The organism is Mycolicibacterium parafortuitum, assembly GCF_002086815.1.
GTDB lineage: Bacteria > Actinomycetota > Actinomycetes > Mycobacteriales > Mycobacteriaceae > Mycobacterium > Mycobacterium parafortuitum.
This window is the reverse complement of the sequence record NZ_MVID01000012.1, coordinates 40,453-60,372: the sequence shown is the minus strand read 5'-3', so window position 1 is coordinate 60,372 and position 19,920 is coordinate 40,453. Positions and strand designations below refer to the sequence as shown.

Here is a 19,920-nt window from a genome sequence, read left to right as displayed (position 1 = left end):
GTCGGGCCGCGACGGAATCGCGATAGGATAGCGGGTAGTTCTCTCGCAGAACGCATTACGTGTGCTCCGAGGTCCCGCTAGGAGGCAATTATGGCCCGTGTTGCGCCGCCCGACGCAGCTGATCCGCCCGGGGTCACGCTTTCCGAGGCGCCAACGATCAAAGGGAAGCAGGGCGCGGTCGAGTGGTATCGAACGGTGCTCGGTATCCCGGTGTCGATGAACAGTGTTGTCGTTTCGACAAACAACTACACACTGCCGAGCTATCTGATAGGCGGCGCTGTGTACTACTCCACCCGAGACCTCTACCGCCACATTACCCGCAATAGGAGAACAGCATGATTATGAGTGACACACGCCGGGCAACGCTCACCGCCAAATACGGTACTGACCGCCCGCCGATGGACCCCGCCATGAATACGACAGTGACGGCGATGCTGGCGGCTGGGGCGATCAGTGCCAAGGCGCATGGCCGGGGGAACGCAGCCCTGTTCGACCCAGTCTGGTCGCCTGCGATGTGGACACGAGCGAATCAGGCCATGGCGGAGCTTCGCGCGGGCCTAGCCGAAGGTCACATCAGGTTCGACACGCACGACCACTACGACACTGTCGACCTAGACAACCCACCCGCCGAGGCGGTCTTCATCTGGGCGCCGGGCAGCAGCTCCGTTTTGATCGCTTGCCGGAGCCAGGCGAACGCACGCACACGCCAGGTTCGCGGTCCCGACTACTTCAGCGGCATGTTGCAGTTCTTCGCGATGATCGATGACTACCACTCGTACGGGAGTGGTGCGGACGCTGAGCTTCGGTGCACGATCAACGTGGCCGAGGGGTGTACGGCCCACGCGGAGGACCATGGTGCGGGGACTACGCGCTTGATGCCGGTTCGGCGCGGGCAGTTCGTCCTGCTATTCCGGTGCTGCCGGGTGTGCGAGGACGTGGCCGGCCTGCTCGCGGATACGAACTTTCAGATCAACGTCTTGGAAGCCCAGTCGAAGCTGCCGCCCGGGGCGCGGATTGACCTCGGCTCGCCGGTCCCGCCGAGGGTTCCGCCCGACCGGACGTAGACGGCCCCGCGCGGCCCGCTGATGGCGATGACGGCGATATGCCGCAAGGGCGAGGGCAACCGGGCTAGGGAGGGGTTGGCAGAAGGTTTCGCCGAAGAATGGCCGCGTATCCCCATACCCGGCGATTGTGTCAAACGGTCTGAGGGCAGCTGAGGGACGAAATCAGTTTCTAGTGACCATATTCGAGTCGAGTTACGTAGGAGCGCGACGAGCGAGGATCGGCTACGATAGGGGTACCGCTCGGCGGCGATCCGTCGGCAAAAGTGAATATTCGAAGGCAACTCAGAAGCCTCCAAGCTGGATCTTGGCGGCAGGCTGTGGACCTGCGGGACTGCGCTGAACACCCATGACACCTGGCGCACGCTCATGACATTGAGCGTGTACGCCAGGTGTTTTTGTGTTTTGGAGGAAGAAATGGACTATCTGGACCGGCCCAATCTGACGGAGCAAGAATTGTTCGAGTACCTATTTCTCGACCTCGACCTGCCTGTGACGCGGCGCTCGGTAAAAGAGGCTGTGAAGCGGCGGGAGATCCGGCCAACTCGACTCGGTAACGGCAACTACTTCAGCAAGCGCGACGGTCTGGATTGGGTGAAGTCCCGCAAGCAATCTGGCGTCTATCGCGCACCAGAGGTCAACACCGCGAAGTGAAGTGTGCCCCCGGTTGACGAGACCGGGGGCGATGCCTACTTCGATGGCTGAGAAGAGACGACGATGACGCTACGCCAGGAACGCAACGAACGAAAGCCGTTGCGAAATAGCTCTGTTGGCATCGATGATGACTTCCGGTTGTCCATTGAGGGCGCCGTTGGCAGTCTGCGGCTGCCTGACGTGAGCGGCCTGTCGCTGTTGGAGGCCGCCTTGGCCTATACGGATGCGGGTTGGTATGTGCTGCCCACAGACCCGAGGGAGATCAAGAACCCCGGCAGTGTTGTCGGCGGCAAGTGGCATGAGCATTCGAGCCGCGACCCCGAGCAGATACGTCGGTGGTGGACGGCGAACCCGCGTTACGGGATTGCGCTGCATTGCGGGCGGTCTGGTGCGGGCGTGTTCGACCTAGACGAAGACGTGAACGACAAACCTGCTGGTATGGCGGCGACGCTTTGGACCGCTCTGCAGACTGGAGCAATACAAGCGACGCGCAGACTGCATTGCGGGAAGGATGCACGCGCGCACTACATGTTCGCCTGTCAGTCGGACAACTTCGGGAACAGCGCAGGTGCGTTCGGGCGCTGGGGCGAGTTCCGCGGCAAGAACGGCGTGATCATCGCGGCGCCGACTCCACACCCCGACGCGGAGACTAAAGACGGCGAGTACAGACCACGAAAGACGGGGCCGTTGCCGCCGATGCCCGAGGTATTGCGGGAGTGTTTGGCGGAGGCGGGCGAAACCGCCGACCCGCTGACAGGCCTCCAATTGGCAGCGTTCCTCGACGCCCATACCGGCGGGGGCTGCGGACGTGACGACTGCTCACACACCGTGGACGGCCCGCTGAAGCACTTCCATAAAGGGGTGGAGGACGGCGCGAGCCGTTACGAGACTCTGGTGAAGGTTGCCCCGTGGGCGCTGTCGGAGGCGATGGCCGGCTGCTACTCGGCGCGTGATGCGGTTGAAGCCTTGAGAACTGTCTACTTCGATGCGTTCGATGAAAGTGACGGTCGCGCTCGTCTGGCGCAGCGCAGTGGCGAGTTCGCGCGGGTGATGCGGTGGGGTGCTGCGCAGGCTGACGCTAAGCGCGCGCACCGGAATGACAGCTTGCCGACGACCGCAGAGCTTGAGAGCTTCTGGACGTCAAGGCCTGAACTTGAGCGGCTACGACAGTTCGCCAGGGCGCGCTCAGTCGGGCCGTGGTCGATGCTTGGCGCGGTTCTGGCTCGCGCGATAGCGACGATTCCGCCGCACGTCGTTCTGCCACCCACAGTGGGGTCCTTCGCCAGCGTGAATCTGTTCGTCGCCTTGGTCGCACGTTCAGGCTTCGGCAAGAACACCTCGGAAGCAGCCGCGGCAGACTTTGTGGTGAGTGAGACCGACGTGTTTGTCGCGACGCCGGGTAGCGGGGAGGGGATACCGAAGCAGTACGCCTACAAACAAAAGGCCGAGCAGATGAATCTGCGTAATTCGGTGATGTTCACGGTCGGCGAAGTCGACACCTTCGCAGCCCTAGCGGGTCGCAGCGGCTCCACGCTAATGCCTGAACTGCGTAAGGCATGGATGGGGGAGCGGCTCGGCTTCGGTTACGCGAACGCCGAAAAGGCCGTAGCCATCATGGAGCACCGCTACCGAATGACGATGATTGTCGGGGTCCAGCCTGGCCGTGCGAGGGCTCTGCTGGACGACAAGGACGGTGGCACACCCCAAAGGTTCATCTGGTTGCCGACGACAGACCCGGACGCGCCGGAGGTGCCTGACGCGGAACCCGACCCGTTATGCCTACCCGCGTGGCCGGCCGCAACTCCCGACCCCGCCGATGCGATCGCGGACAGGTCGATAGGCGACAGTGTTCAGCTGAAGTTTGGTGACGTCGATCCGTACATGCTCGATGTGCCCGCCGACAAGTCAGCGTTTCATGTGTTGGCCTTGCCGCCAACCGTCGCCGAGAAGGTTCGGCAGGAACAGCGCGCGAAACTGCGCGGTGAGGTCTCCACAGTCCATGCGCTTGACTCCCACGCGATGCTCGCGCGATTAAAGCTCGCAGTCGCCCTCATGTGGATCAACGGACGCACCGACAAAGTCTCTGAGGAAGATTGGGACCTGGCAAGCGTCGTGATGGGAGTATCGACCGCGACCCGCCGCGACGTCCAAGCCGCGCTGAGATCTAAGTCGACCGCCGCGAACCAGGAACGCGGGCGCCAGGACGCGGTACGCGAGGTGGCCAAGGCGGAGGTTCTCGCGAAGGCGGAAGATGCCGCCATTGGTCGTGTCGCCGAACGTATTCGGAAGTCGCTACGCGCGAAGAATGATCAGCCTAAGGCCGCGATGCGACGCGATTTCGGACGCGATAAGAAGCTCTTCGACCCGGCGCTGGAGCGACTGATCGGCGTAGGCGATGTGGAGCTGCAACCCATCCTCGGTAAGGGCGGCAACGCCAAAGTCGTCCATCTACAGGAGGGGCGATGAGCGCCCGCCTAAAGGGGGTACGAGGGGTACGACGTACCCCCCGCCGTGCGAGAACGCGTGAAAACCGTCTCTCTAAAAGACCTGGTCATCTCAATTTCTCGAATCGCGGGTTAGGCCCCGGAGCATCGAGACGCGGGCGATGGGGGGTACGCGTACCCCTCGTACCCCCCAACGAGATGGACCACACCGCCTTGGCCGTTCGGGACGCGTCTAGGGGAGGTCTGCAAATGCATTTATTTAGAACATGTTTCGACCATGAGAGGAACAACCCGTGAGTGACCTATCGACATCAGGACCCAATGACAAATGGAGTGAAGCTTGGTGGGCCACGAGCCGAGGGCGACGGTGCGACGGCCACAAGAAAAGCGGCGATAGATGCCACAACCCCGCCCGCCGTGGAACGAATGTGTGCGACTACCACGGCGCGAAGGCCCCACAGGTGAAAGCAAAAGCGCGACAACGGCTTGAGGAAGCAGCCGACCGCATGGCAAAGGAACTGCTCAACATTGCGACAGACTCAGAGTCCGAGCATGTGAAACTGGCCGCGATTCGCGATGCACTCGACCGCGCGGGCATCTCTGCTAAGCAAGCACTTGAGCTTTCTGCCGCGGGCCCAACCAAACCGTATGAGGAACTGCTGCAGGGACTTAGCGGTATCGCAACAATCAACCGCGAGGAGTCGCGAGCCCGTCGCGGGCTCGCACCCGAACCACGCGCCCTGGCCGCGAACGACGAACCGCTCGAAGTAGTCGACGCTGAGATAGTAGACCCCGACGAGTACCCCGCCGACCCGCCTCATGGGCGCGCTCACGGCCCCGTACCCGCCGACCGGGGCGACGGCCCGCCCCCGAGGCCGCATTTCGCCGAGGACGCCCCTAGCCGCCCGCCGGGTACCGGGCTTCAAACGATGGAGGACGCACTGTCCGACATCCGCGACAGGCTTCAGCGGTGATAGCCCATAGAGACCGTTCATGGGGGCACTGGCTTGTCGGACCGCCGCCCCGGTACCCGCGACTGGCGGGGCCTAATTCGCATGGCAGAACACGAATGAACGGTCAGAGCGAAAGCGCTGCTCAGCGGCTCGTGCAGCGCTGGTGACTGGCGTAGAACCGGGGCGTAAGGCCGAACCGTTCGGTTAGGCCCCGAAGAAAGCAGAGAACCACATGGCAGAGAATACGAATTGCCAGCGGCCCTTGATGTTTGGGTACACGCGCGTGAGCACTGAGGACCAGGCAGACAAACGCAATGGCCTCGAAGCCCAGCGCGCGGCAATCGATGCCGAGGCCGAACGGCGCGGCTGGGATGTCGAGCACTTTGCCGACGAGGGCGGCAGCGGTAAGTACATCAACCCGAGACTGGCTGAGGTACTGGAGCTTCTGGCGATGGGTCAGGGCGAGGGACTCATCGTTGCGAAGCTTGACCGGTTATCGCGGTCGATCATCCACGCCGCCACGATCATCGAATGTGCCCAAAGACAAGGCTGGTCACTGGTTTTGCTCGACCTCGGTGTGGACCTGACTACGGCAGCCGGCCGCATGTTCGCAATGAATCTGGTGAACTACGCCCAATACGAGCGCGAACTGATCAGCGAGCGCACCAAGGCGGCGCTCGCGGCTAAGCGGGCACGCGGAGAGCGTGTCGGGCGACCTCGCCTGGCCAAGCCGGGTGTCGTGCGCCGAATCGTCATGGATCGTCAAGCTGGGCTGAGCTTCGCCAGAATCGCCAGCGCGCTTGAGGCCGAGGGCATCTTGTCCCCAGCGGGGCTATCGACGTGGCAATCATCAACCGTGCGGCGCATCTACCAATCTGCGACCGCGACAACCGAAATGGAGAAGACAGCATGACCGTGCACTTCACCGAAGAAGACATGAAAGAGATTCGCGCGGCCGCATATTGGCGCTGGGCGAAGGATCACCCCGAAGAAGCTGCCGCCCGTCTCGGCTGCGGACTCGTCACGCCGGAGGAGAAAGCGCGCGCGCAAGAGCGCGCCAAGCCCCGACGGCGGTCGTGGCAGAACCCCGGCGGCAACAGGACTAAGCGTGCCCAGGCGCACACGCGCCGGATACGGCGGCTGGGATGAGCGCTGAGCTGGGTTACTACGAGCGCGGCACGCGGGTTCGCGTCGCGTTACCGGGCCACTCGCGGCATCGGCAGGAGGGCCGCGTAGTCAGCAGTTACAACGACGGCGGCGACATGGGCCACGTCGTTGAGTTCGACGGCGGCGAGACGGACGAATACATCACCGAAGAATTGCGGTCCGCTCAAGTCGGTAACCGCTGGGGAGTCTAGGGGCGGCAAATGGCATACGTACGTGCGCACGACACGAAACAGCGTCGCAACGGCAAGGTCGTCAAGACGTACGCGGTCGTCTGGCGTGAGGCGGTTCGCGACGAGTTCGGCCTACCCACCGGGGCGACACGAGCGCGGCGCGAGACCTACCCGACCCGCGAGGCCGCAGAAGTGCGACGAGACGAACTCAACGCCGCGAAGCACACGCACGCAGGCACGAGCGCCCTGGCCGAGCAGAGAGCTAACGGGGAGCAGCCGTTCGGGTTCTACGCGAGGGCCTGGCTCGACGCGCAGGCGGTTCGGGTCGCGAGCGGCAAGGTTAAACAGCGCACCGTAGACGAGTACGAACGACAGCTCCACACGTACGTGCTCGGGGACCTCGGCAGTCTCGCGGTCGCAGCAGTCACACCGGCCCACCTCGAAAAGCTGCTAACTGGGCTGGTGCGTCAGCAATCTCGACAGGGCGACCGAAAGCCGATCAGCCCCGGCACGGTGAAGCATGTGTGGGACGTGGTGCGGCGAGTGCTCAAGTACGCGGTTCAACACGGCGCGCTCGACTCGAACCCTGCGGACCGGGTGGATTTCTCTGCGAGCCGCGCGACCGGCGACCACCCCGACTTCGAACACCACCCGCTCACGGCGGCACAAGTCGGGGCGCTGAGTGCGGCGGTCGCGGGCTACCCACCGGAGGGCTACACCGGCCCAGAGCTCCCCGCGTACCCGGTGTACGGGCTCTTGGTCGAGTTCCTCGCGTACACAGGCCTACGGGCCGCTGAGGCCGCAGGGCTAGAGGTCGCTGATCTTCTGTTCTCGCCTGGGCCCACCGACCAAGGCGGCGTTCGATGCTCCGTGCGCGTCGCGCGGACGAAGGACCGAAAGAATGGCGTCTGGGTCGTCGGCACCCCGAAGAGCAAGCGCAGCCGCCGAACCGTGCCACTCCCGCCTTGGCTCGCGAAGCGGATGGCCGACTACCTCTCCGAAGTCCACCCGCGCGCGACCGAACCGACTGCGCCCTTATGGCCGTCGCGGAAGAACGGGGGCGGTTACCGAGCAGCGGGGGAGCGGTACGCGGTACCGCTCGACTGGTCGCAGCCACTCGCGCTCGGAACCTTCTACGACACGATCCTGAAGCCCGCCCTAGAGGCGGTCGGCTTACCGGCTACCCGCCCCGCGACGAAGGATGCGCCCGCTATTCGGGGCGTCCGCCTCCATGATCTTCGGCATACGTTCGCGGTGCTTCAGCTCTCCGCTGGCACCCACTTCATGCAGGTGTCGAAGTGGCTGGGACACAGCACGTTCACGCTGACGCTCGACACCTACGGCGACTACATCCCCGAGCGGGACGGCGGCGCGCTCAACACGCTGCCAGAACCACCCGCCCCGGTCTACCGGGCCGCCCGAATGGAAAGCAACGTGGTGCCGTTGATTGGTCGATCATGACGGGTATGTCTATCCGCTAAGTTGGCACGGGGTCGGGTCGAAGGTCATAGGAATGCGCTGCTGGGCACCCTTTGCAAGATCTCCGAGATCTGGGTGTCGATCCAGATAGCAAGCTCTTGCATGTAGGGGCCCACGGGAGCGCCATTCTTCGCCCTAGCCGCAAGCTTGGCTTTCTCATCCTCTAGGGTTTTACGCTTTATTGAATAAGGCGCATCCGGTTCGCCGCTTTCTCGACCGAGTGTCTTTTCAGGAATAACCGCCGTGATGAAATCCGTAGGTAGGAACCGCTCAATGCCGCGGAAGGAATCGCCAAGCGCTGGATTGGCGATACCGGCTGGCGGTACTAGGCACTCGGAAAATGGGTGCACTCCTAGGACGTCGTCGTACTTCTGCTTGTCCTTTGCTTCCCAATCGCGAAGTACAATCACCGGGGCGACGTCTGGTCGTGAAGCAATGACAGGCTTATTATATTTCAAGTATGGGTGGATAGCATCACCAGTGTGGTCCTCGCCCAACACAGCGCCGGGTGGTACCAGTCGCCATCGAGGTTTTAGGCCAGCCTCTTGAATCGCCGCGCGGAGGTAAAGTTCATCGATTCGACCCTCCACGATTACGATCGGCTCCGTTGCAAACGAGAAGAGCGGGTGCGCGTAGGAAACAATTGATCCCCGGGTGCTTTCCGTCAGAGCATCGCGCGCTGTCATTCGGTGTAACACAGTCTCCGGACCTTTTTTGGCCAGCCATGCGACATCCGATATTCGTACAAACTCATCCTGGTGAGTAGTAACGAATATCTGTCTTTTCGGGTCCGCCGCGTAGTCGCGCAGATCTTGGGAGAACCGCGCGCGGAGACCCGCATGAAGGAAGCTCTCTGGCTCCTCAACCGCCCAGACGCTTGCCTGTATCCAGCCAAATCCGTTGCCGCGATGGGTGCGATCAGCGAGGTTGAGCACATGTAGCAGGAGCAGAGACTGAGCTCCGGAGCCTTCGAATTCAGGGGCACGAGCCACGTCACCGGTTGTCGCCGCCCGTACGCCAAGGTTGAAGACGAGGTCGGCGAAGTCTGCTGGCAAATCAGGTTCGATTCCGACGCCAGGGAGACCGCGGGAAACAGCTCTCGATACTTCGCCGAACATGCGTTCACCCATCGCGGTCAGCTCGGTGAACAATTCGTCAACCGACGACTCCCGATACGCCTTGGTTGATCGCAGGCGTGACACGAGGTTGCTGCGTAACGGAGTGAGCTCACGACGTATGAGGTCGGCTGGGCGGGCGTGGTTTGGTACGTAGACGAAACGAACTGCTCGGATATGAGCGATGACAGAAGCGGCCCTATCTGCGGTTGCTTCTGTCATCGAGGTCAGCGAATTGCCAAAATGGAGTGTGTCAACGGCCGTGGTCTTATCGAGACTGAGGCTCCATGAACGGGTTATGTAGATTACGTCATCGATGTCGAGGGCCTTATGAAACTCTTCCTGCCCTCTCACCTTAAAATCGGGTCCCAATCGCAGCCCTACGGTTACTGCTAGAACCTTTTTCTTTCCCTTCGGAGCATGTGTGCTGAAGTCATCCTGCATACTCACTGGCGTTTGATTTTCATCCAGATAGCCATTGAAAAACAAGTTGAGCGCTCGAAGGGCGTTCGATTTTCCACTACTGTTGACGCCGATTATCGGAGCATAATCACCTATATCGCACAGCTCCGCATTGCGTATTGACCGGAAATTCTCGATTCGGACGTATGAGATGACGCTTATTTCCCGACCCTCCCTCGGTCATTCTGCTCTGTTCGCTATTGGCTTTCAGCCCATGGCGTGAGCGCCAAGGCGCTGCCTCCCCATCTGCTTCGGCGATTCTATGCGCCGTTCGTTGACAGTTCGCCTAACTCCAACGCAGGCGTTTTTCTCATTGCGGACCGACAGGCGCCGTAGCTAACAACCGCCCAGCCCATCCCGTCGCGGCGGCAACGCGGCGACCGGGGGCGTACTTAGAGCGATCTAGAGCCGGGCCGAAGGCGTACCGGAGCCGACTCAAAACCGCCCCTGATCAGGGCGTTCGAAGCTTGCAAACGGCCATTCGCCCTGGTGTTCGATGGCCGCCTAGCCTTACTTAAAATCCGTGTGTTCCGGGTTCGAGTCCCGGTGGGGGCACTGGTCAGGGGTTTATGACCCCTGTTAAACCGTGCCGAAGTGTTCCCTTTGTGTTCCCGTTCAACGTGAAGCTGAGCGTGGACGATAATCCGCCGAGTCAAGGTTGACGTGACGTCGAGGCGTGGATGTCAGCCGCTCGATGGTGAGTGCGGTGGCGTAGACCCTCAAGATCAAAGGTGCCTTCGCGGTTGTAGATAGAAGCGTGCTTCCTGCGGGGAACGTGCGCCAGGGTATGTGTCCGCCTAACACTTCTGGCGTCGAGTGTCATGCACAATCATGCGGTGAACTGGGGAGATCTCTGGGAGTACCCGTTGCGCGCAGATGTATGGGGGAACGTCGCCGAGTGGGTGGGGGCCATCGCAACTGGCGGTGCCGCACTCATCGCCGTCGGTTACTACATGTTTCAGCACCGGCAAGAGAAGCGAAAGCAAGCAATGCTCGTCGCCGTGAAGGCGAGCGAGTCGCATATCAAGCGAGAAGGAGAGGAGCGCGGTCGCTGGGTAATGGAAGTGGAGGTCACGAATAACTCGGCGGCCGAAATTCGTGAAGTGCGCGCAGAACTCGTACGAAAATCGTTTCGTGCCACTCTTTTCCCGGATGCGTATACGATGTTCCTCAGTTCGCTAGCTGAGATCAAGCAGGACTGGGAAAACGCGCAAGACGTCAAGCCTCTGTACTTCACTGGCGGTCGTACGGTTATCGAGCCGGGGGGAATGCTTCAGAAGGAGTTCGAAAACGACCGTATGGGCATTATCTATCAGCTCTGGGTCATATTCATTGATTCAAACTCTTACGAGTGGGCGATCATCATAGACATTGGCGGACAGGGCTTGCGGCGCAATAAGCTGAAGCAAGTCAAGTACTACCGGGGCTTGTGGGAGCGCCATTGGCACCAGCGCCGTACCACACGTCAACTGCTCTCTAACTGGTCGACGAATGTCGGGAGGGCATGGTGGTTGATCTGGCATCCGGCTAAGAAGCGGCGGGACTAGTCTCCAGCAGCTCAGGGTTTTCGTAGATGTTGCCGACAACCTCAAGCGGGTAGAGGTCTTTTGCTTCCTTCGAGCAGATCATGGCGTGGATAGACATCACCTTCATCCTGTTGGTGTTCATCCTCCACTTGACGGCCGTTGCTAGGCTAGATGACCTGACCGGCACTAAAGAAAAGGCGGAATCGAACCATTCGACTCTGAGCCATAAGGGGCTTGTTTCGGAGTGAACAATATCTCCCTCGTATATCTCTAGGCCGTGCTTATCGCGGACGCCGGTGTATTGCATCAACATCGGCTTATCTGCATGGTCCGTGTAGAACCGAAGCGGAGAACCATCCACGAAGAATCCTGAAAGTGCACATAAAGACTCTATTGAGCCTTCGTCTTCCCAGTCCCAATCGATGCTTGCGACCGTCTGCATCTTGGTTCCGTCCCACGCCCTGAATTTAATTGTCCTACTCATCGTTTTGATTCCTCTGCCGCTAAAGCATTATCTATTAACACTTCCACCATGTTCGCCATAGACCGATTGTGTTTCTTGGCAAGCAGGGATAGTTTCGCCCGATAGGCTAATTTGATCTTTAATTGGGTATAACTCATTACAAATTGATAGTAGCAATTAGTAATCATTTAGTAAATGAATTGATGCCGCGCTTTTAACAACGTCGTGTCGCGCCTCTGAACTGTCACACTCTGCCACTAAAATCTGACGCCATGAGCGGATGGCTTGAGTACGTGACCACACCCGAGTTCTGGGCAGGTGGCGTCCTACTTGGCTCGCTCGGCAGCATCGGCACGTACTTCACGACGAGGGCAGCAGACAACCGCAGGTTCTCACATGAGCACGATGTGCTGAATCGCAAAGAGTTTCGCGAAGACCTTACGGAAGAGCAGAAGCGTCAGCGCGAGGACAAGCTGCGGGAGCATGAGAACTTGTACGCCGTCGCAAGTGAGTACACCCAGGTCTGTACCGAGATCCTGCAAAACTCTATCGACACGAAGGGCATCTTCAACACCATCAGAGACATGTTCTACAACCGGACGGGGGTAGCTGACCCCAACGTCGAGGAGAAGCTCGACCATGCCGCGAAGGTGACAGAAGAAAACAAGCGAATCATGACGCCGTTCAACAAGATGCGGCTTGTCGCCCCGGTCAATGTGCTCGACGCAGCATCAGAGTTGAACATGGCTATGTTGGCGGTGCTGAGGACGACCACCGAACCGTTCGCAACACCAGTCACTCTGAAGGCTGCCGGCGACCAGTTGAACAAATTTATCAACGTCTTCCGTACTGAGATTGGCAAAGAGGCTTACACCGAATCCCAGGCCCAAGAGCGGGCGCTCAGCTTTATGGGCAGCTTAAAGAAGCAGGTGGACGCCTACATGGAGGAAGCGAAGGACGAGATGAGAGCCGCTGGCTTTACGGACTCGCCCTGGGGGGCGCTGTAATCCCGCGATGCGGTTGAGGCCAAAAGTGTTCCCAAAGTGTTCCCTTACGCGTGGCACTACTGACCTCTGTTATCGAAATATGGTGCAGCACAACGACTATCGGTCCACCACTGTCAGCTGAAAGGACTTAAAATCCGCCAAGTGTCGGTTCGAGTCCGACTGGGGGCACCAAAAGAAGCCTCTGGACCCTGCAGTCGGGCCCGCCGTAGCCCAAATACTCCGACGCAATCGCTACCCGCTCACCCGGATGAGTACCTTGCCGGTCACTCCGTTCTCGACCGCGTCGTGGGCGGCAGCGGTGTCCTCGAGCGAAAAGTGGTGCACGGGTAGTCCGTTGCTCTCGCCGACGCCCATCGCTCCGTCGCGGACGGCGGCGGCCACGTCGTCTCGACCGTTCGCCAGCGCGTCGTCACCGACGGTGTAGAGGACCAGGAACTGATACCGGGCGTTCACCCACATGTTCGCCATGACGTCGAGTTCGACACTCCCGCCACCGTCGTTGGCGTAGATCGCGATCGTCGCCCGGTTCGACACGACAGCCGCATCGAGTGCGGCGTTGGCCCCCGGTGCGACCTCGACGACGATGTCGACCCCGTCGGGCGCGACCGCGCGGATCGCCGCCGCGGTGTCACCGGCTTTGTAGTTCACGACGTGGTCGGCACCCGCCGCTGCTGCCAGCGCCTCCTTCTCGGGCGTGCTGACCGTGGTGATCACGCGGGCACCAGCCCACCGAGCCAGTTGGATGGCGGCATGGCCGACCGCGCCGGCGCCACCCGCGACGAGCACCGTCGCTCCGGCCAGGGCTCCGGGCGCCAGCCGCGACGGCCGCCCCTCCGCGACTGTCAGTGCCCGGTGCGCGGTGATCGCCGGCACCCCGAGGCTCGCCCCGACATCGAAGCCGACGTCGTCGGGCAGCGGGACCACCGAGACGACGGGCAGCACGACGTACTCCTGCGCCGTACCGTCCGGCCGCTGAAGCTGGGCCATGAAAACCCACACCCGATCACCGACCGCCAGGTCGGAGACGCCGTCGCCGACGGCGTCCACCACTCCGGCGCCGTCATGGTGGGGAACGACTTCGGGGAATTCGAGCTCTTGGTCGGGGCCGGCACCCTTGCGGTGCTTCCAGTCGGTGGGATTGACACCGGACACCACGACACGCACCCGCACCTGCCCGGCGCCGGGTTCGGGAACCTCACGGTCTCGCAGGTGCAGGACAGAGCTGTCGCCGGTTCGGGAGTAGGTGATCGCCTTCATAGGACGGACAACGCGATGCGCGGCACCAGATGTTCCTGACGCCTCGACCGCATCAGCGTGCGACCGGGGCTACACTCCCGGCAGCCTGCTCTTCCTGACTGGCCGTCATCACCCACCGGATCCCGCCGACGAGCACCTGTCCGGCGGCCCGCACCGCCGTCGCCTCCAGGGGAGGAAAGTACGGCAACCACAACGGCTTTCGCGCCCACCCCGGCAGCATCGCCACCGCGGTCGCGGACAGCACTCCATACGGTGCGCGTGCCGCCAAGGGCAGCGGCGGCGTCAACAACAAGAATCGGGCGGCGTCGCGGGCAGCGGCGGTACCGCGCAGCTCCGGCCGGTAGGCCTCGATCCGCTCGCGCAGCTCGGCCTCGGTGCGGGGAGGATCAGGCACGCCCAAAGCCGTTGCGACGCGGGCGGTGTCGGCGACATACCCGTCTCGGCCGGCCTGGTCGAGAGGCTGTGCCCCGTAGCGCTGGTGTGCCAGCAGGAAGCTGTCGATCTCGGCGATGTGCACCCATTCGAGAAGATGGGGATCACCGGCTTCATACGGGGTGCCGTCCGGCGCCACCCCACGCACGCGGCGGTGGATGCCGCGCACCTTGTCCACGGCCCGCTGCGCGTCGGCGTCGGGCCCGAACGTCGTCACCGCGAGGAACGTACTGGTGCGCTGCAGACGTCCCCACGGGTCGGCGCGGTAGTCGGAGTGCTCGGCGACGCCGGCCATCGCCAACGGATGCAGGGATTGCAGGAGCAGCGCCCGCAATCCGCCGACGAACATCGACGCGTCGCCGTGCACACGGCGGATCGGCCGATCCTCGGCGAACCACCGAGGCCCCGGAGTGCCGTGGATACGTGCTCGGTTGTCCGGACCGTCCGGCCCGGCCACCATCCCGAACACCGCGCGACCCAAGGCGCTCCTGATCGCCGCCACTTCCCGCGTCAACACCATGCTCTCGACGGTACGTGGCCCGCCGGAGCAGGGGCGGGATGCGTGACTATTGGTCGCGATGTCCGAGGAAGGCGCCGTATCCGGGCTGGCGCGTTCTCGCCGGGTGCCGCTCGTGTGGACGATGATCCAGGGTGAGGCCCACAGCTAGGATGAGCGGTATGTCGAGCCCTGAATCACACACTCAGGGGCTGTCGGTCACACCGTCAGCCCTTCGCTTCTCCTGAGTTTTCCCCCCAGCTGCCGACCGCTCTACGCGGCACGACTTCGGGAGTCCTTCGGGCGCTGACCGTGGTGACGAGACGTCCCCCTGTTCGTTCTCTTGTCTCGGAGCTGTGTCGATGCCTCTCGCCCTCTATCTTCTTGCCCTCGTGGTTTTCGCCATGGGCACTTCTGAATTCATGCTCGCCGGTCTCGTACCGGATATCTCCGCCCACTTCGGCGTCTCCGTGGGAACTGCCGGCCTGCTGACGTCAGCATTCGCCGCGGGCATGGTCATCGGCGCACCCACCATGGCCGCCTCCACCCGTCGCCTGCCGACGAAGGCGACGCTGCTGGGGTGCGTTCTCGTATTCGCCCTGTCGCATGTCGTGGGGGCACTCACCCCGGACTTCACGGTCCTCTTCGTGACGCGGGTGCTCGCGGCGATCGTCAACGCGGGATTCCTGGCCGTCGCGCTGGGCGCGGCGACAAAGCTCGTGGCGGCCGATCGTAAGGGTCGGGCCGTGGCGGTTCTGCTCTCCGGCACCACCGTCGCCACAGTCGTTGGAGTCCCCATTGGTTCCCTGCTCGGTACCGCGATGGGCTGGCAGTCGACGTTCTGGGCGATCGCTCTGCTCTGCATACCCGCGGCGATCGGCATCGCAACAGGCTTCCCCACCGGAACTGGCCAGCCGTCGGCGGATGCGACGCTCCCGCCGTCCTTGCGCTCGGAGCTGGCGCAGCTGAGATCTCCGCGCCTCGTTCTGACGATGCTGCTCGCTGCACTTGTCAACGCCGGCATCTTCGCGGTGCTGACGTTCATCGCGCCGGTCGTCATGGACACCGCGGATCTGAGCCAGTGGTGGGTATCGGTGGTTCTGGTGCTCTTCGGGATTGGTTCCGCCATCGGGGTCACCATCGCGGGGCGATTCTCCGACACCCGCCCCCGGCTCCTCATCGTCGGTGCCGGTGGAGTCCTTCTTCTCGGGTGGATCGCATTGGCGCTCTTCGCAACCAACCCCGTCGCGCTGTTCGGGCTCGTGTTGGCGCAGGGCGTCTTGGGATTCGCTGTCGGCAGCACTCTGCTCACACAAGTGCTTTACGCGGCGGCGGGGGCACCGACCATGGCGGGATCCTATGCAACCGCAGCACTCAACGTCGGGGCAGTCGTCGGCCCCATCTTCGCCGCGGCTGCACTCGGCTTGATTCCGGGTGCGCTTGGACCTGTCTGGACGGCAACCATCGTGACTGCAGCAGCGTTGCTGCTGGCCTCATCCCTTCTTCGGGTCATCGCCCCCAAGGCGCAGCATCCGTCACGTGTCGGCTCGAGTCCGACTGGGGGCACCAGTGTTTAGTGACGCCCTGGTCGCACTCGACATGGCCGCAGCTAGAACTCGGCGCTCTGTTCGACGTCGAGGGGGTGCAGGTCGACGTCGGTGAATTCGGTGAGCCGGCCGAAGTAGATGCAGCGGGCGCGCGCATCGGAGACGTACCGGTAACGCTCAAAATAGCTGCCTGACAGCGGATGTGCCGATTCGAGTGCAGCGGGGCGCCGCTTCTGTCGCAGTTCGGCAGCAAGAAAACCCGACCGATGCCTAGACTCCGAGAATGCGTATGCCACGCCGAATCGCCGAGTTCAACAAGCGGGTCACCAATCCGGCGGCTCGCGCGATCACGCCGTGGCTTCCGAACCTCGGGACGCTGGAGCACGTCGGGCGCAAGTCGGGCAAGCGGTATCGGACACCCCTGTTGGTATTCGAAACCCAGGACGGCTACGCCGTCCTCATCGGCTACGGCCCACAGACGGACTGGTTGAAGAACGTGCTGGCCGGCGGCCCGACGGTGCTGCACAAGCGGGGACGAGCCGTCGCGCTCGTCAACCCACGGGTGGTGAGCAAGGCCGAGGCCGCAGACCTCGTCATGCCGCGTTCCCGGTTGTTCTACCGCGCGTTTCCCTACAACGAGGCCGTCGTTCTGCTGACGGTTGCCGCGGACTGACCTCTATTCTCGGGCCACGTCGGGCGGCCGATGCAAACTCCTTGCCGGATAACCAGGCCGAATCTCAGCCACCCCGGCGCAGTTTCGTCGTCCCCATAATCGGGGGATGGGCACGACTCTCAACCGCGGACTGGTTTCGCTGACGGTGACCGCGCTGCTGACAGTCGCAGCCCTCACCGGCGTGGACGCGCGCGCTGACCCGTCGATACCGGCTGCTGTTGCCGTCGACGTGGTGGGAGACGTCGACGCACCCAGGAACTGGACGCTCGACGAACTGCGAACGTTGGCGCACCACACCGAGACCGTGACGTTTCAGACCCACACCGGACCCGAGACACACACCTATGCCGGATCCCTTCTCGACGCGGTGCTCACCGCGTCCAGGCCGCGCGGCGACATAGGTCAGACCAACCCGCTGCTGTCGGTCGCGATTCTGGTCACCGCGGCCGACGGCTACACCGCGGCGCTGTCCTGGGGCGAGAGCAGTCCCGCGGTATCGCCGAGACCCGCGATGCTCGCCACCGTCGAGGACGGCAAGGTCCTCGACCGGCCGCGGCTTGTCCTGCCCACCGACCTCGCCGGTGGCCGGCAGGTCAGAGACGTCGCGACACTGCGCGTGGTGAACCTCTCGGCACCGGTGGTCTGAACTCGCGCCGCCGTTCGACCGCAGATCCACAGACTCGTCTCAGCTACCGCGTCGACGTCGGAGTTACCGTCGATGGCCATGGGGATCCGGGACGGGGCGAGGTAACCGGCACATCATGTTCCGTCGCCAAAACTACGTCAGCGCCGCGGTCATCGGGGTCGCTGTCGGTGTGATGGCGGCAGCCTTCCTCGGTATGTCCTTCTACTTGTTGAAAAACTGGCACGACGAGTCCACGCGCGCCGATTGCATCCGCGACATCGCCGAAGCGTTCCCGGCGGTGAAGCTCACCGGCGAGGAGATGGCGACCGTGGTCGAGGGCTGCGCGAACAACCCTGGGGCGGTCGACGAGGCGCGGCTGGCCAAATACCTCACGCAGCTCCCGGGCACGAACTAGGGGCCGACGCCGCGCGGCGCGGGTCAATGCGTCGCCGGCGACAACCCGTAGCGACGCACGATGTCGTCGAGCCAGTCGGGGGTGTCGTAGGTCAGCCCGTACTTCGCGGCGAGTTCGGCGAACTCCGCAGACTCGTGCAGCGGGATGCCTGGCCGGGACTCGGTGACACCGGAGGTGAGCAGCTCTCCCAGCTCGCGGAAGTAGTTCTCGAAACCGTTTCCGGGAGTGATGACTTCGAGGATCCGGCCGGGTTCGTGTCCCGCGTTCCACATGGCGTGCAGCTGGCCGCGAGGTTTGGTGATGACGCCGCCGGGCCCGAGCACCACTTCGTCGTGGTCGGATCGGAAACCGATCTCACCGGCAAGCACGTAGGAGTGCTCGTCCTCGCGGGTATGACGATGCGCTGCGGTGATCGCGCCGACGGGGAACGGGTGCTCGACGATCGACACCAGCCCGCCGGTCGTCGCGCTGGTGAGTTTCAGGACGGCGCCGAATCCCGGGATGGCGACGACGTCGCGGCGCCCGGCGCGACGACGGTCAGCACCGCGTCACCTGAGGTGGACATGATCGCCTACCTTCCTCAGATCGCGGTCAGCCGGCCGCCGACAGCGCCGGGATGGCCTCCCGCTGCGGGGGCCACAACGGCTGGGGAACGTCGACGCCGAACGGCCCGTCCCAGCTGTTGCGGGACGAGACCTCTTGCACGGGACGGCGATTGGCCGCGACACCCCAGGTGCCCCGCGGGTATCCCAGGGCCAGCATCGCCGACATCTTCCAACCCTGGGCGACCGGCACCCCGAGCAGTTCGTCGACCCGGTCTTCGACGTTGCGTAGCACCATCGTCATCACCCCGCCGACGCCTTCGGCGTGAGCGGCGAGCAACAGGCTCCAGATCGCCGGATAGATGTTGGCGCCGCCGAGATCGTCGATGGCGAAGACGAAGATCAACAGGGGCAGTTCTTCGAAGTGGTCGGCCAGGTAGTCCCCGGAGACCTTCATCCGGCGCATCGTGTCGGCGTGAGCGGCGGGATCCGCGCCCGGGGCCGGGGCCGCCATCGGTCCGGAACCATTGGCGAACTTGTGATATTCGACGTCACGGGCCTTCCGGAACAGCTGGGCGAACTTGCGGATCAACGCGGGATCGTCCACGGCAACGAAGTGCCAGCGTTGGGTGTTGCCTCCGTTGGGCGCGCGGACGGCGGCGTCGAGGATGCGGGCCTGGGATTCCAGCGGAATCGGATCCGGCCGCAGCCGGCGCATCATCCTGGTGGTGTAGAGGGCTTCGTGGATGTTCATCATCTGCTCCTTGCGCTACTCGGGCCAGCTGTTGGTCTCGATGAGGTCGACGAAATCCGTGCGCTGGAACCCCGGGTCGAAATGCGCCAGCACGTCGTCGTTCATCGTCCCGAACGTGGTGTCGGGCCGGTGCTTCATGCCGTCGTTGAACGCCGACAGGATGCGCTTCTTGAAGTCGGGCCGCGGATGCGCGGCGGTCACCGCGGCGATCGCGTCCGGGGAGAGTTCGTCGCGGCCGAGGCCGATCACGTCGGTCTCGACGCCGGCGTTGACCAACGCGACTTCGGGATCAAGGTGTTGGGGCACACCGGGAGTGGTGTGCAGCGCGATGCTCAGCCACACCGTGCGGGCGGCGGCAGGGTCGACGCCGTGCTGCAGCAGGAAGTCCTGTGCCGCGTTGGCGCCGTCGACCTCGAAGCGCAACTCCGAGGTGCGGTAGCGCTCGGTGAGGCCGAGGTCGTGGAACATCGCCCCGACGTAGAGCAGTTCGAGGTCGGGCTGCAGCCCCGAGCGTTGCCCCCGCAGCGCACCGAACAGATACACGCGGCGGGAGTGGTCGAAGAGCAGGTCGTCCTCGGCCTCGCGGATGAAGTCGGTCGCTTCGCGCACCAGTGCGCTGTCGGGGATCGCTATCCCGGCGATCGTCTGGATTGTCATGGTCACCCTCCTGAATCGGTC

General features: G+C 63.1%; 23 protein-coding genes. 15 read left to right on the top strand and 8 right to left on the bottom strand.

What is annotated here, in order from left to right:
* The first annotated feature begins 90 nt into the window (after positions 1 to 90).
* The 9 genes from BST38_RS29230 to BST38_RS14800 all read left to right on the top strand — a co-directional run bounded on the left by BST38_RS29230 (position 91) and on the right by BST38_RS14800 (position 7,910).
* Positions 91 to 339 carry a hypothetical protein gene (locus tag BST38_RS29230; protein WP_133057239.1) on the top strand — a complete coding sequence of 83 codons (249 nt, stop codon included), beginning with the start codon at positions 91 to 93 and terminating at the stop codon, positions 337 to 339.
* 2 nt (positions 340 to 341) lie between these two features.
* Positions 342 to 1,064, top strand: coding sequence for a hypothetical protein (locus BST38_RS14830; RefSeq protein ID WP_133057238.1), 723 nt, complete (start codon positions 342 to 344; stop codon positions 1,062 to 1,064).
* A 414-nt stretch (positions 1,065 to 1,478) separates the two neighbouring features.
* Positions 1,479 to 1,715, top strand: a complete 237-nt coding sequence (locus tag BST38_RS14825; protein ID WP_083144170.1) for a hypothetical protein — start codon at positions 1,479 to 1,481, stop codon at positions 1,713 to 1,715.
* 63 nt (positions 1,716 to 1,778) lie between these two features.
* The gene (locus BST38_RS14820; RefSeq protein WP_083144091.1) at positions 1,779 to 4,181 is read left to right on the top strand and encodes a bifunctional DNA primase/polymerase; all 2,403 of its coding nucleotides are present in this window, start codon (positions 1,779 to 1,781) and stop codon (positions 4,179 to 4,181) included.
* A 484-nt stretch (positions 4,182 to 4,665) separates the two neighbouring features.
* Entirely contained in the window at positions 4,666 to 5,133 is a 468-nt protein-coding gene (locus BST38_RS29225; protein ID WP_133057237.1) for a hypothetical protein, read from the top strand.
* Between the two features lie 211 nt (positions 5,134 to 5,344).
* A complete protein-coding gene (locus BST38_RS14810; protein ID WP_237160806.1) occupies positions 5,345 to 6,025 on the top strand; it encodes a recombinase family protein in 681 nt (226 codons plus the stop codon).
* The gene (locus BST38_RS29220) at positions 6,022 to 6,261 is read left to right on the top strand and encodes a hypothetical protein (protein ID WP_133057236.1); all 240 of its coding nucleotides are present in this window, start codon (positions 6,022 to 6,024) and stop codon (positions 6,259 to 6,261) included. Before BST38_RS14810 ends, BST38_RS29220 begins: the two co-directional genes overlap by 4 nt.
* A complete protein-coding gene (locus BST38_RS14805) occupies positions 6,258 to 6,470 on the top strand; it encodes a hypothetical protein (RefSeq protein ID WP_083144088.1) in 213 nt (70 codons plus the stop codon). The genes BST38_RS29220 and BST38_RS14805 overlap by 4 nt, the downstream gene beginning before the upstream one ends.
* Positions 6,471 to 6,479: 9 nt before the next feature.
* Positions 6,480 to 7,910 carry a tyrosine-type recombinase/integrase gene (locus tag BST38_RS14800; RefSeq protein WP_083144087.1) on the top strand — a complete coding sequence of 477 codons (1,431 nt, stop codon included), beginning with the start codon at positions 6,480 to 6,482 and terminating at the stop codon, positions 7,908 to 7,910.
* Between the two features lie 44 nt (positions 7,911 to 7,954).
* On the opposite strand, the gene BST38_RS14795 is transcribed toward BST38_RS14800, so the two are convergent.
* On the bottom strand, positions 7,955 to 9,658 hold the full coding sequence (locus BST38_RS14795) for an ATP-dependent nuclease (protein ID WP_272818848.1): 1,704 nt from the start codon (positions 9,656 to 9,658) through the stop codon (positions 7,955 to 7,957).
* Positions 9,659 to 10,341: 683 nt separating this feature from the next.
* Between BST38_RS14795 and BST38_RS14790 the strand changes: the two genes are divergently transcribed.
* Entirely contained in the window at positions 10,342 to 11,052 is a 711-nt protein-coding gene (locus BST38_RS14790) for a hypothetical protein (protein ID WP_083144085.1), read from the top strand.
* Here BST38_RS14790 and BST38_RS14785 read toward each other — a convergent pair.
* A complete protein-coding gene (locus tag BST38_RS14785) occupies positions 11,033 to 11,515 on the bottom strand; it encodes a YopX family phage-derived protein (RefSeq protein ID WP_083144084.1) in 483 nt (160 codons plus the stop codon). The genes BST38_RS14790 and BST38_RS14785 overlap by 20 nt on opposite strands.
* Positions 11,516 to 11,766: 251 nt before the next feature.
* On the opposite strand from BST38_RS14785, the gene BST38_RS14780 reads away from it, so the two are divergent.
* The gene (locus BST38_RS14780; RefSeq protein ID WP_083144083.1) at positions 11,767 to 12,501 is read left to right on the top strand and encodes a hypothetical protein; all 735 of its coding nucleotides are present in this window, start codon (positions 11,767 to 11,769) and stop codon (positions 12,499 to 12,501) included.
* Positions 12,502 to 12,732: 231 nt separating this feature from the next.
* On the opposite strand, the gene BST38_RS14775 is transcribed toward BST38_RS14780, so the two are convergent.
* Both BST38_RS14775 and BST38_RS14770 read right to left on the bottom strand, forming a co-directional pair.
* Positions 12,733 to 13,758 carry an NADPH:quinone reductase gene (locus tag BST38_RS14775; protein ID WP_083144082.1) on the bottom strand — a complete coding sequence of 342 codons (1,026 nt, stop codon included), beginning with the start codon at positions 13,756 to 13,758 and terminating at the stop codon, positions 12,733 to 12,735.
* 52 nt (positions 13,759 to 13,810) lie between these two features.
* Positions 13,811 to 14,710 carry an oxygenase MpaB family protein gene (locus BST38_RS14770; protein WP_181792076.1) on the bottom strand — a complete coding sequence of 300 codons (900 nt, stop codon included), beginning with the start codon at positions 14,708 to 14,710 and terminating at the stop codon, positions 13,811 to 13,813.
* 338 nt (positions 14,711 to 15,048) lie between these two features.
* On the opposite strand from BST38_RS14770, the gene BST38_RS14765 reads away from it, so the two are divergent.
* On the top strand, positions 15,049 to 16,263 hold the full coding sequence (locus tag BST38_RS14765) for a Cmx/CmrA family chloramphenicol efflux MFS transporter (protein WP_083144168.1): 1,215 nt from the start codon (positions 15,049 to 15,051) through the stop codon (positions 16,261 to 16,263).
* 32 nt (positions 16,264 to 16,295) lie between these two features.
* Here the strand turns inward: BST38_RS14765 and BST38_RS29215 are convergent, their stop codons facing one another.
* Positions 16,296 to 16,529 (bottom strand): hypothetical protein, encoded by a 234-nt coding sequence (locus BST38_RS29215; protein WP_133057235.1) that lies wholly within the window; start codon positions 16,527 to 16,529, stop codon positions 16,296 to 16,298.
* On the opposite strand from BST38_RS29215, the gene BST38_RS14760 reads away from it, so the two are divergent.
* From BST38_RS14760 to BST38_RS14750, 3 genes are all read left to right on the top strand, one after another.
* The gene (locus BST38_RS14760; RefSeq protein ID WP_083144081.1) at positions 16,517 to 16,906 is read left to right on the top strand and encodes a nitroreductase family deazaflavin-dependent oxidoreductase; all 390 of its coding nucleotides are present in this window, start codon (positions 16,517 to 16,519) and stop codon (positions 16,904 to 16,906) included. The two genes, BST38_RS29215 and BST38_RS14760, sit on opposite strands and share 13 nt — an antisense overlap.
* Before the next feature lie 106 nt (positions 16,907 to 17,012).
* A complete protein-coding gene (locus BST38_RS14755) occupies positions 17,013 to 17,552 on the top strand; it encodes a molybdopterin-binding protein (protein WP_083144080.1) in 540 nt (179 codons plus the stop codon).
* A 115-nt stretch (positions 17,553 to 17,667) separates the two neighbouring features.
* A complete protein-coding gene (locus BST38_RS14750; RefSeq protein ID WP_083144079.1) occupies positions 17,668 to 17,946 on the top strand; it encodes a hypothetical protein in 279 nt (92 codons plus the stop codon).
* A gap of 23 nt (positions 17,947 to 17,969) precedes the next feature.
* Here the strand turns inward: BST38_RS14750 and BST38_RS14745 are convergent, their stop codons facing one another.
* From BST38_RS14745 to BST38_RS14735, 3 genes are all read right to left on the bottom strand, one after another.
* Positions 17,970 to 18,395 (bottom strand): cupin domain-containing protein, encoded by a 426-nt coding sequence (locus tag BST38_RS14745; protein WP_420872551.1) that lies wholly within the window; start codon positions 18,393 to 18,395, stop codon positions 17,970 to 17,972.
* Between the two features lie 142 nt (positions 18,396 to 18,537).
* Complete coding sequence (locus BST38_RS14740) at positions 18,538 to 19,242, bottom strand: nitroreductase family protein (RefSeq protein ID WP_083144167.1); 705 nt, start codon at positions 19,240 to 19,242, stop codon at positions 18,538 to 18,540.
* Between the two features lie 15 nt (positions 19,243 to 19,257).
* The gene (locus BST38_RS14735; protein ID WP_083144078.1) at positions 19,258 to 19,899 is read right to left on the bottom strand and encodes an HD domain-containing protein; all 642 of its coding nucleotides are present in this window, start codon (positions 19,897 to 19,899) and stop codon (positions 19,258 to 19,260) included.
* Positions 19,900 to 19,920: the final 21 nt, after the last annotated feature.

Coding starts and splice junctions, on each gene's coding strand:
- BST38_RS29230 (WP_133057239.1), top strand. CDS start 91: ATGGCCCGTGTTGCGCCGCCCGACGCAGCTGATCCGCCCGGGGTCACG.
- BST38_RS14830 (WP_133057238.1), top strand. CDS start 342: ATGAGTGACACACGCCGGGCAACGCTCACCGCCAAATACGGTACTGAC.
- BST38_RS14825 (WP_083144170.1), top strand. CDS start 1,479: ATGGACTATCTGGACCGGCCCAATCTGACGGAGCAAGAATTGTTCGAG.
- BST38_RS14820 (WP_083144091.1), top strand. CDS start 1,779: ATGACGCTACGCCAGGAACGCAACGAACGAAAGCCGTTGCGAAATAGC.
- BST38_RS29225 (WP_133057237.1), top strand. CDS start 4,666: ATGGCAAAGGAACTGCTCAACATTGCGACAGACTCAGAGTCCGAGCAT.
- BST38_RS14810 (WP_237160806.1), top strand. CDS start 5,345: ATGGCAGAGAATACGAATTGCCAGCGGCCCTTGATGTTTGGGTACACG.
- BST38_RS29220 (WP_133057236.1), top strand. CDS start 6,022: ATGACCGTGCACTTCACCGAAGAAGACATGAAAGAGATTCGCGCGGCC.
- BST38_RS14805 (WP_083144088.1), top strand. CDS start 6,258: ATGAGCGCTGAGCTGGGTTACTACGAGCGCGGCACGCGGGTTCGCGTC.
- BST38_RS14800 (WP_083144087.1), top strand. CDS start 6,480: ATGGCATACGTACGTGCGCACGACACGAAACAGCGTCGCAACGGCAAG.
- BST38_RS14785 (WP_083144084.1), bottom strand. CDS start 11,515: ATGAGTAGGACAATTAAATTCAGGGCGTGGGACGGAACCAAGATGCAG.
- BST38_RS14780 (WP_083144083.1), top strand. CDS start 11,767: ATGAGCGGATGGCTTGAGTACGTGACCACACCCGAGTTCTGGGCAGGT.
- BST38_RS14775 (WP_083144082.1), bottom strand. CDS start 13,758: ATGAAGGCGATCACCTACTCCCGAACCGGCGACAGCTCTGTCCTGCAC.
- BST38_RS14770 (WP_181792076.1), bottom strand. CDS start 14,710: ATGGTGTTGACGCGGGAAGTGGCGGCGATCAGGAGCGCCTTGGGTCGC.
- BST38_RS14765 (WP_083144168.1), top strand. CDS start 15,049: ATGCCTCTCGCCCTCTATCTTCTTGCCCTCGTGGTTTTCGCCATGGGC.
- BST38_RS14760 (WP_083144081.1), top strand. CDS start 16,517: ATGCGTATGCCACGCCGAATCGCCGAGTTCAACAAGCGGGTCACCAAT.
- BST38_RS14755 (WP_083144080.1), top strand. CDS start 17,013: ATGGGCACGACTCTCAACCGCGGACTGGTTTCGCTGACGGTGACCGCG.
- BST38_RS14750 (WP_083144079.1), top strand. CDS start 17,668: ATGTTCCGTCGCCAAAACTACGTCAGCGCCGCGGTCATCGGGGTCGCT.
- BST38_RS14740 (WP_083144167.1), bottom strand. CDS start 19,242: ATGAACATCCACGAAGCCCTCTACACCACCAGGATGATGCGCCGGCTG.
- BST38_RS14735 (WP_083144078.1), bottom strand. CDS start 19,899: ATGACAATCCAGACGATCGCCGGGATAGCGATCCCCGACAGCGCACTG.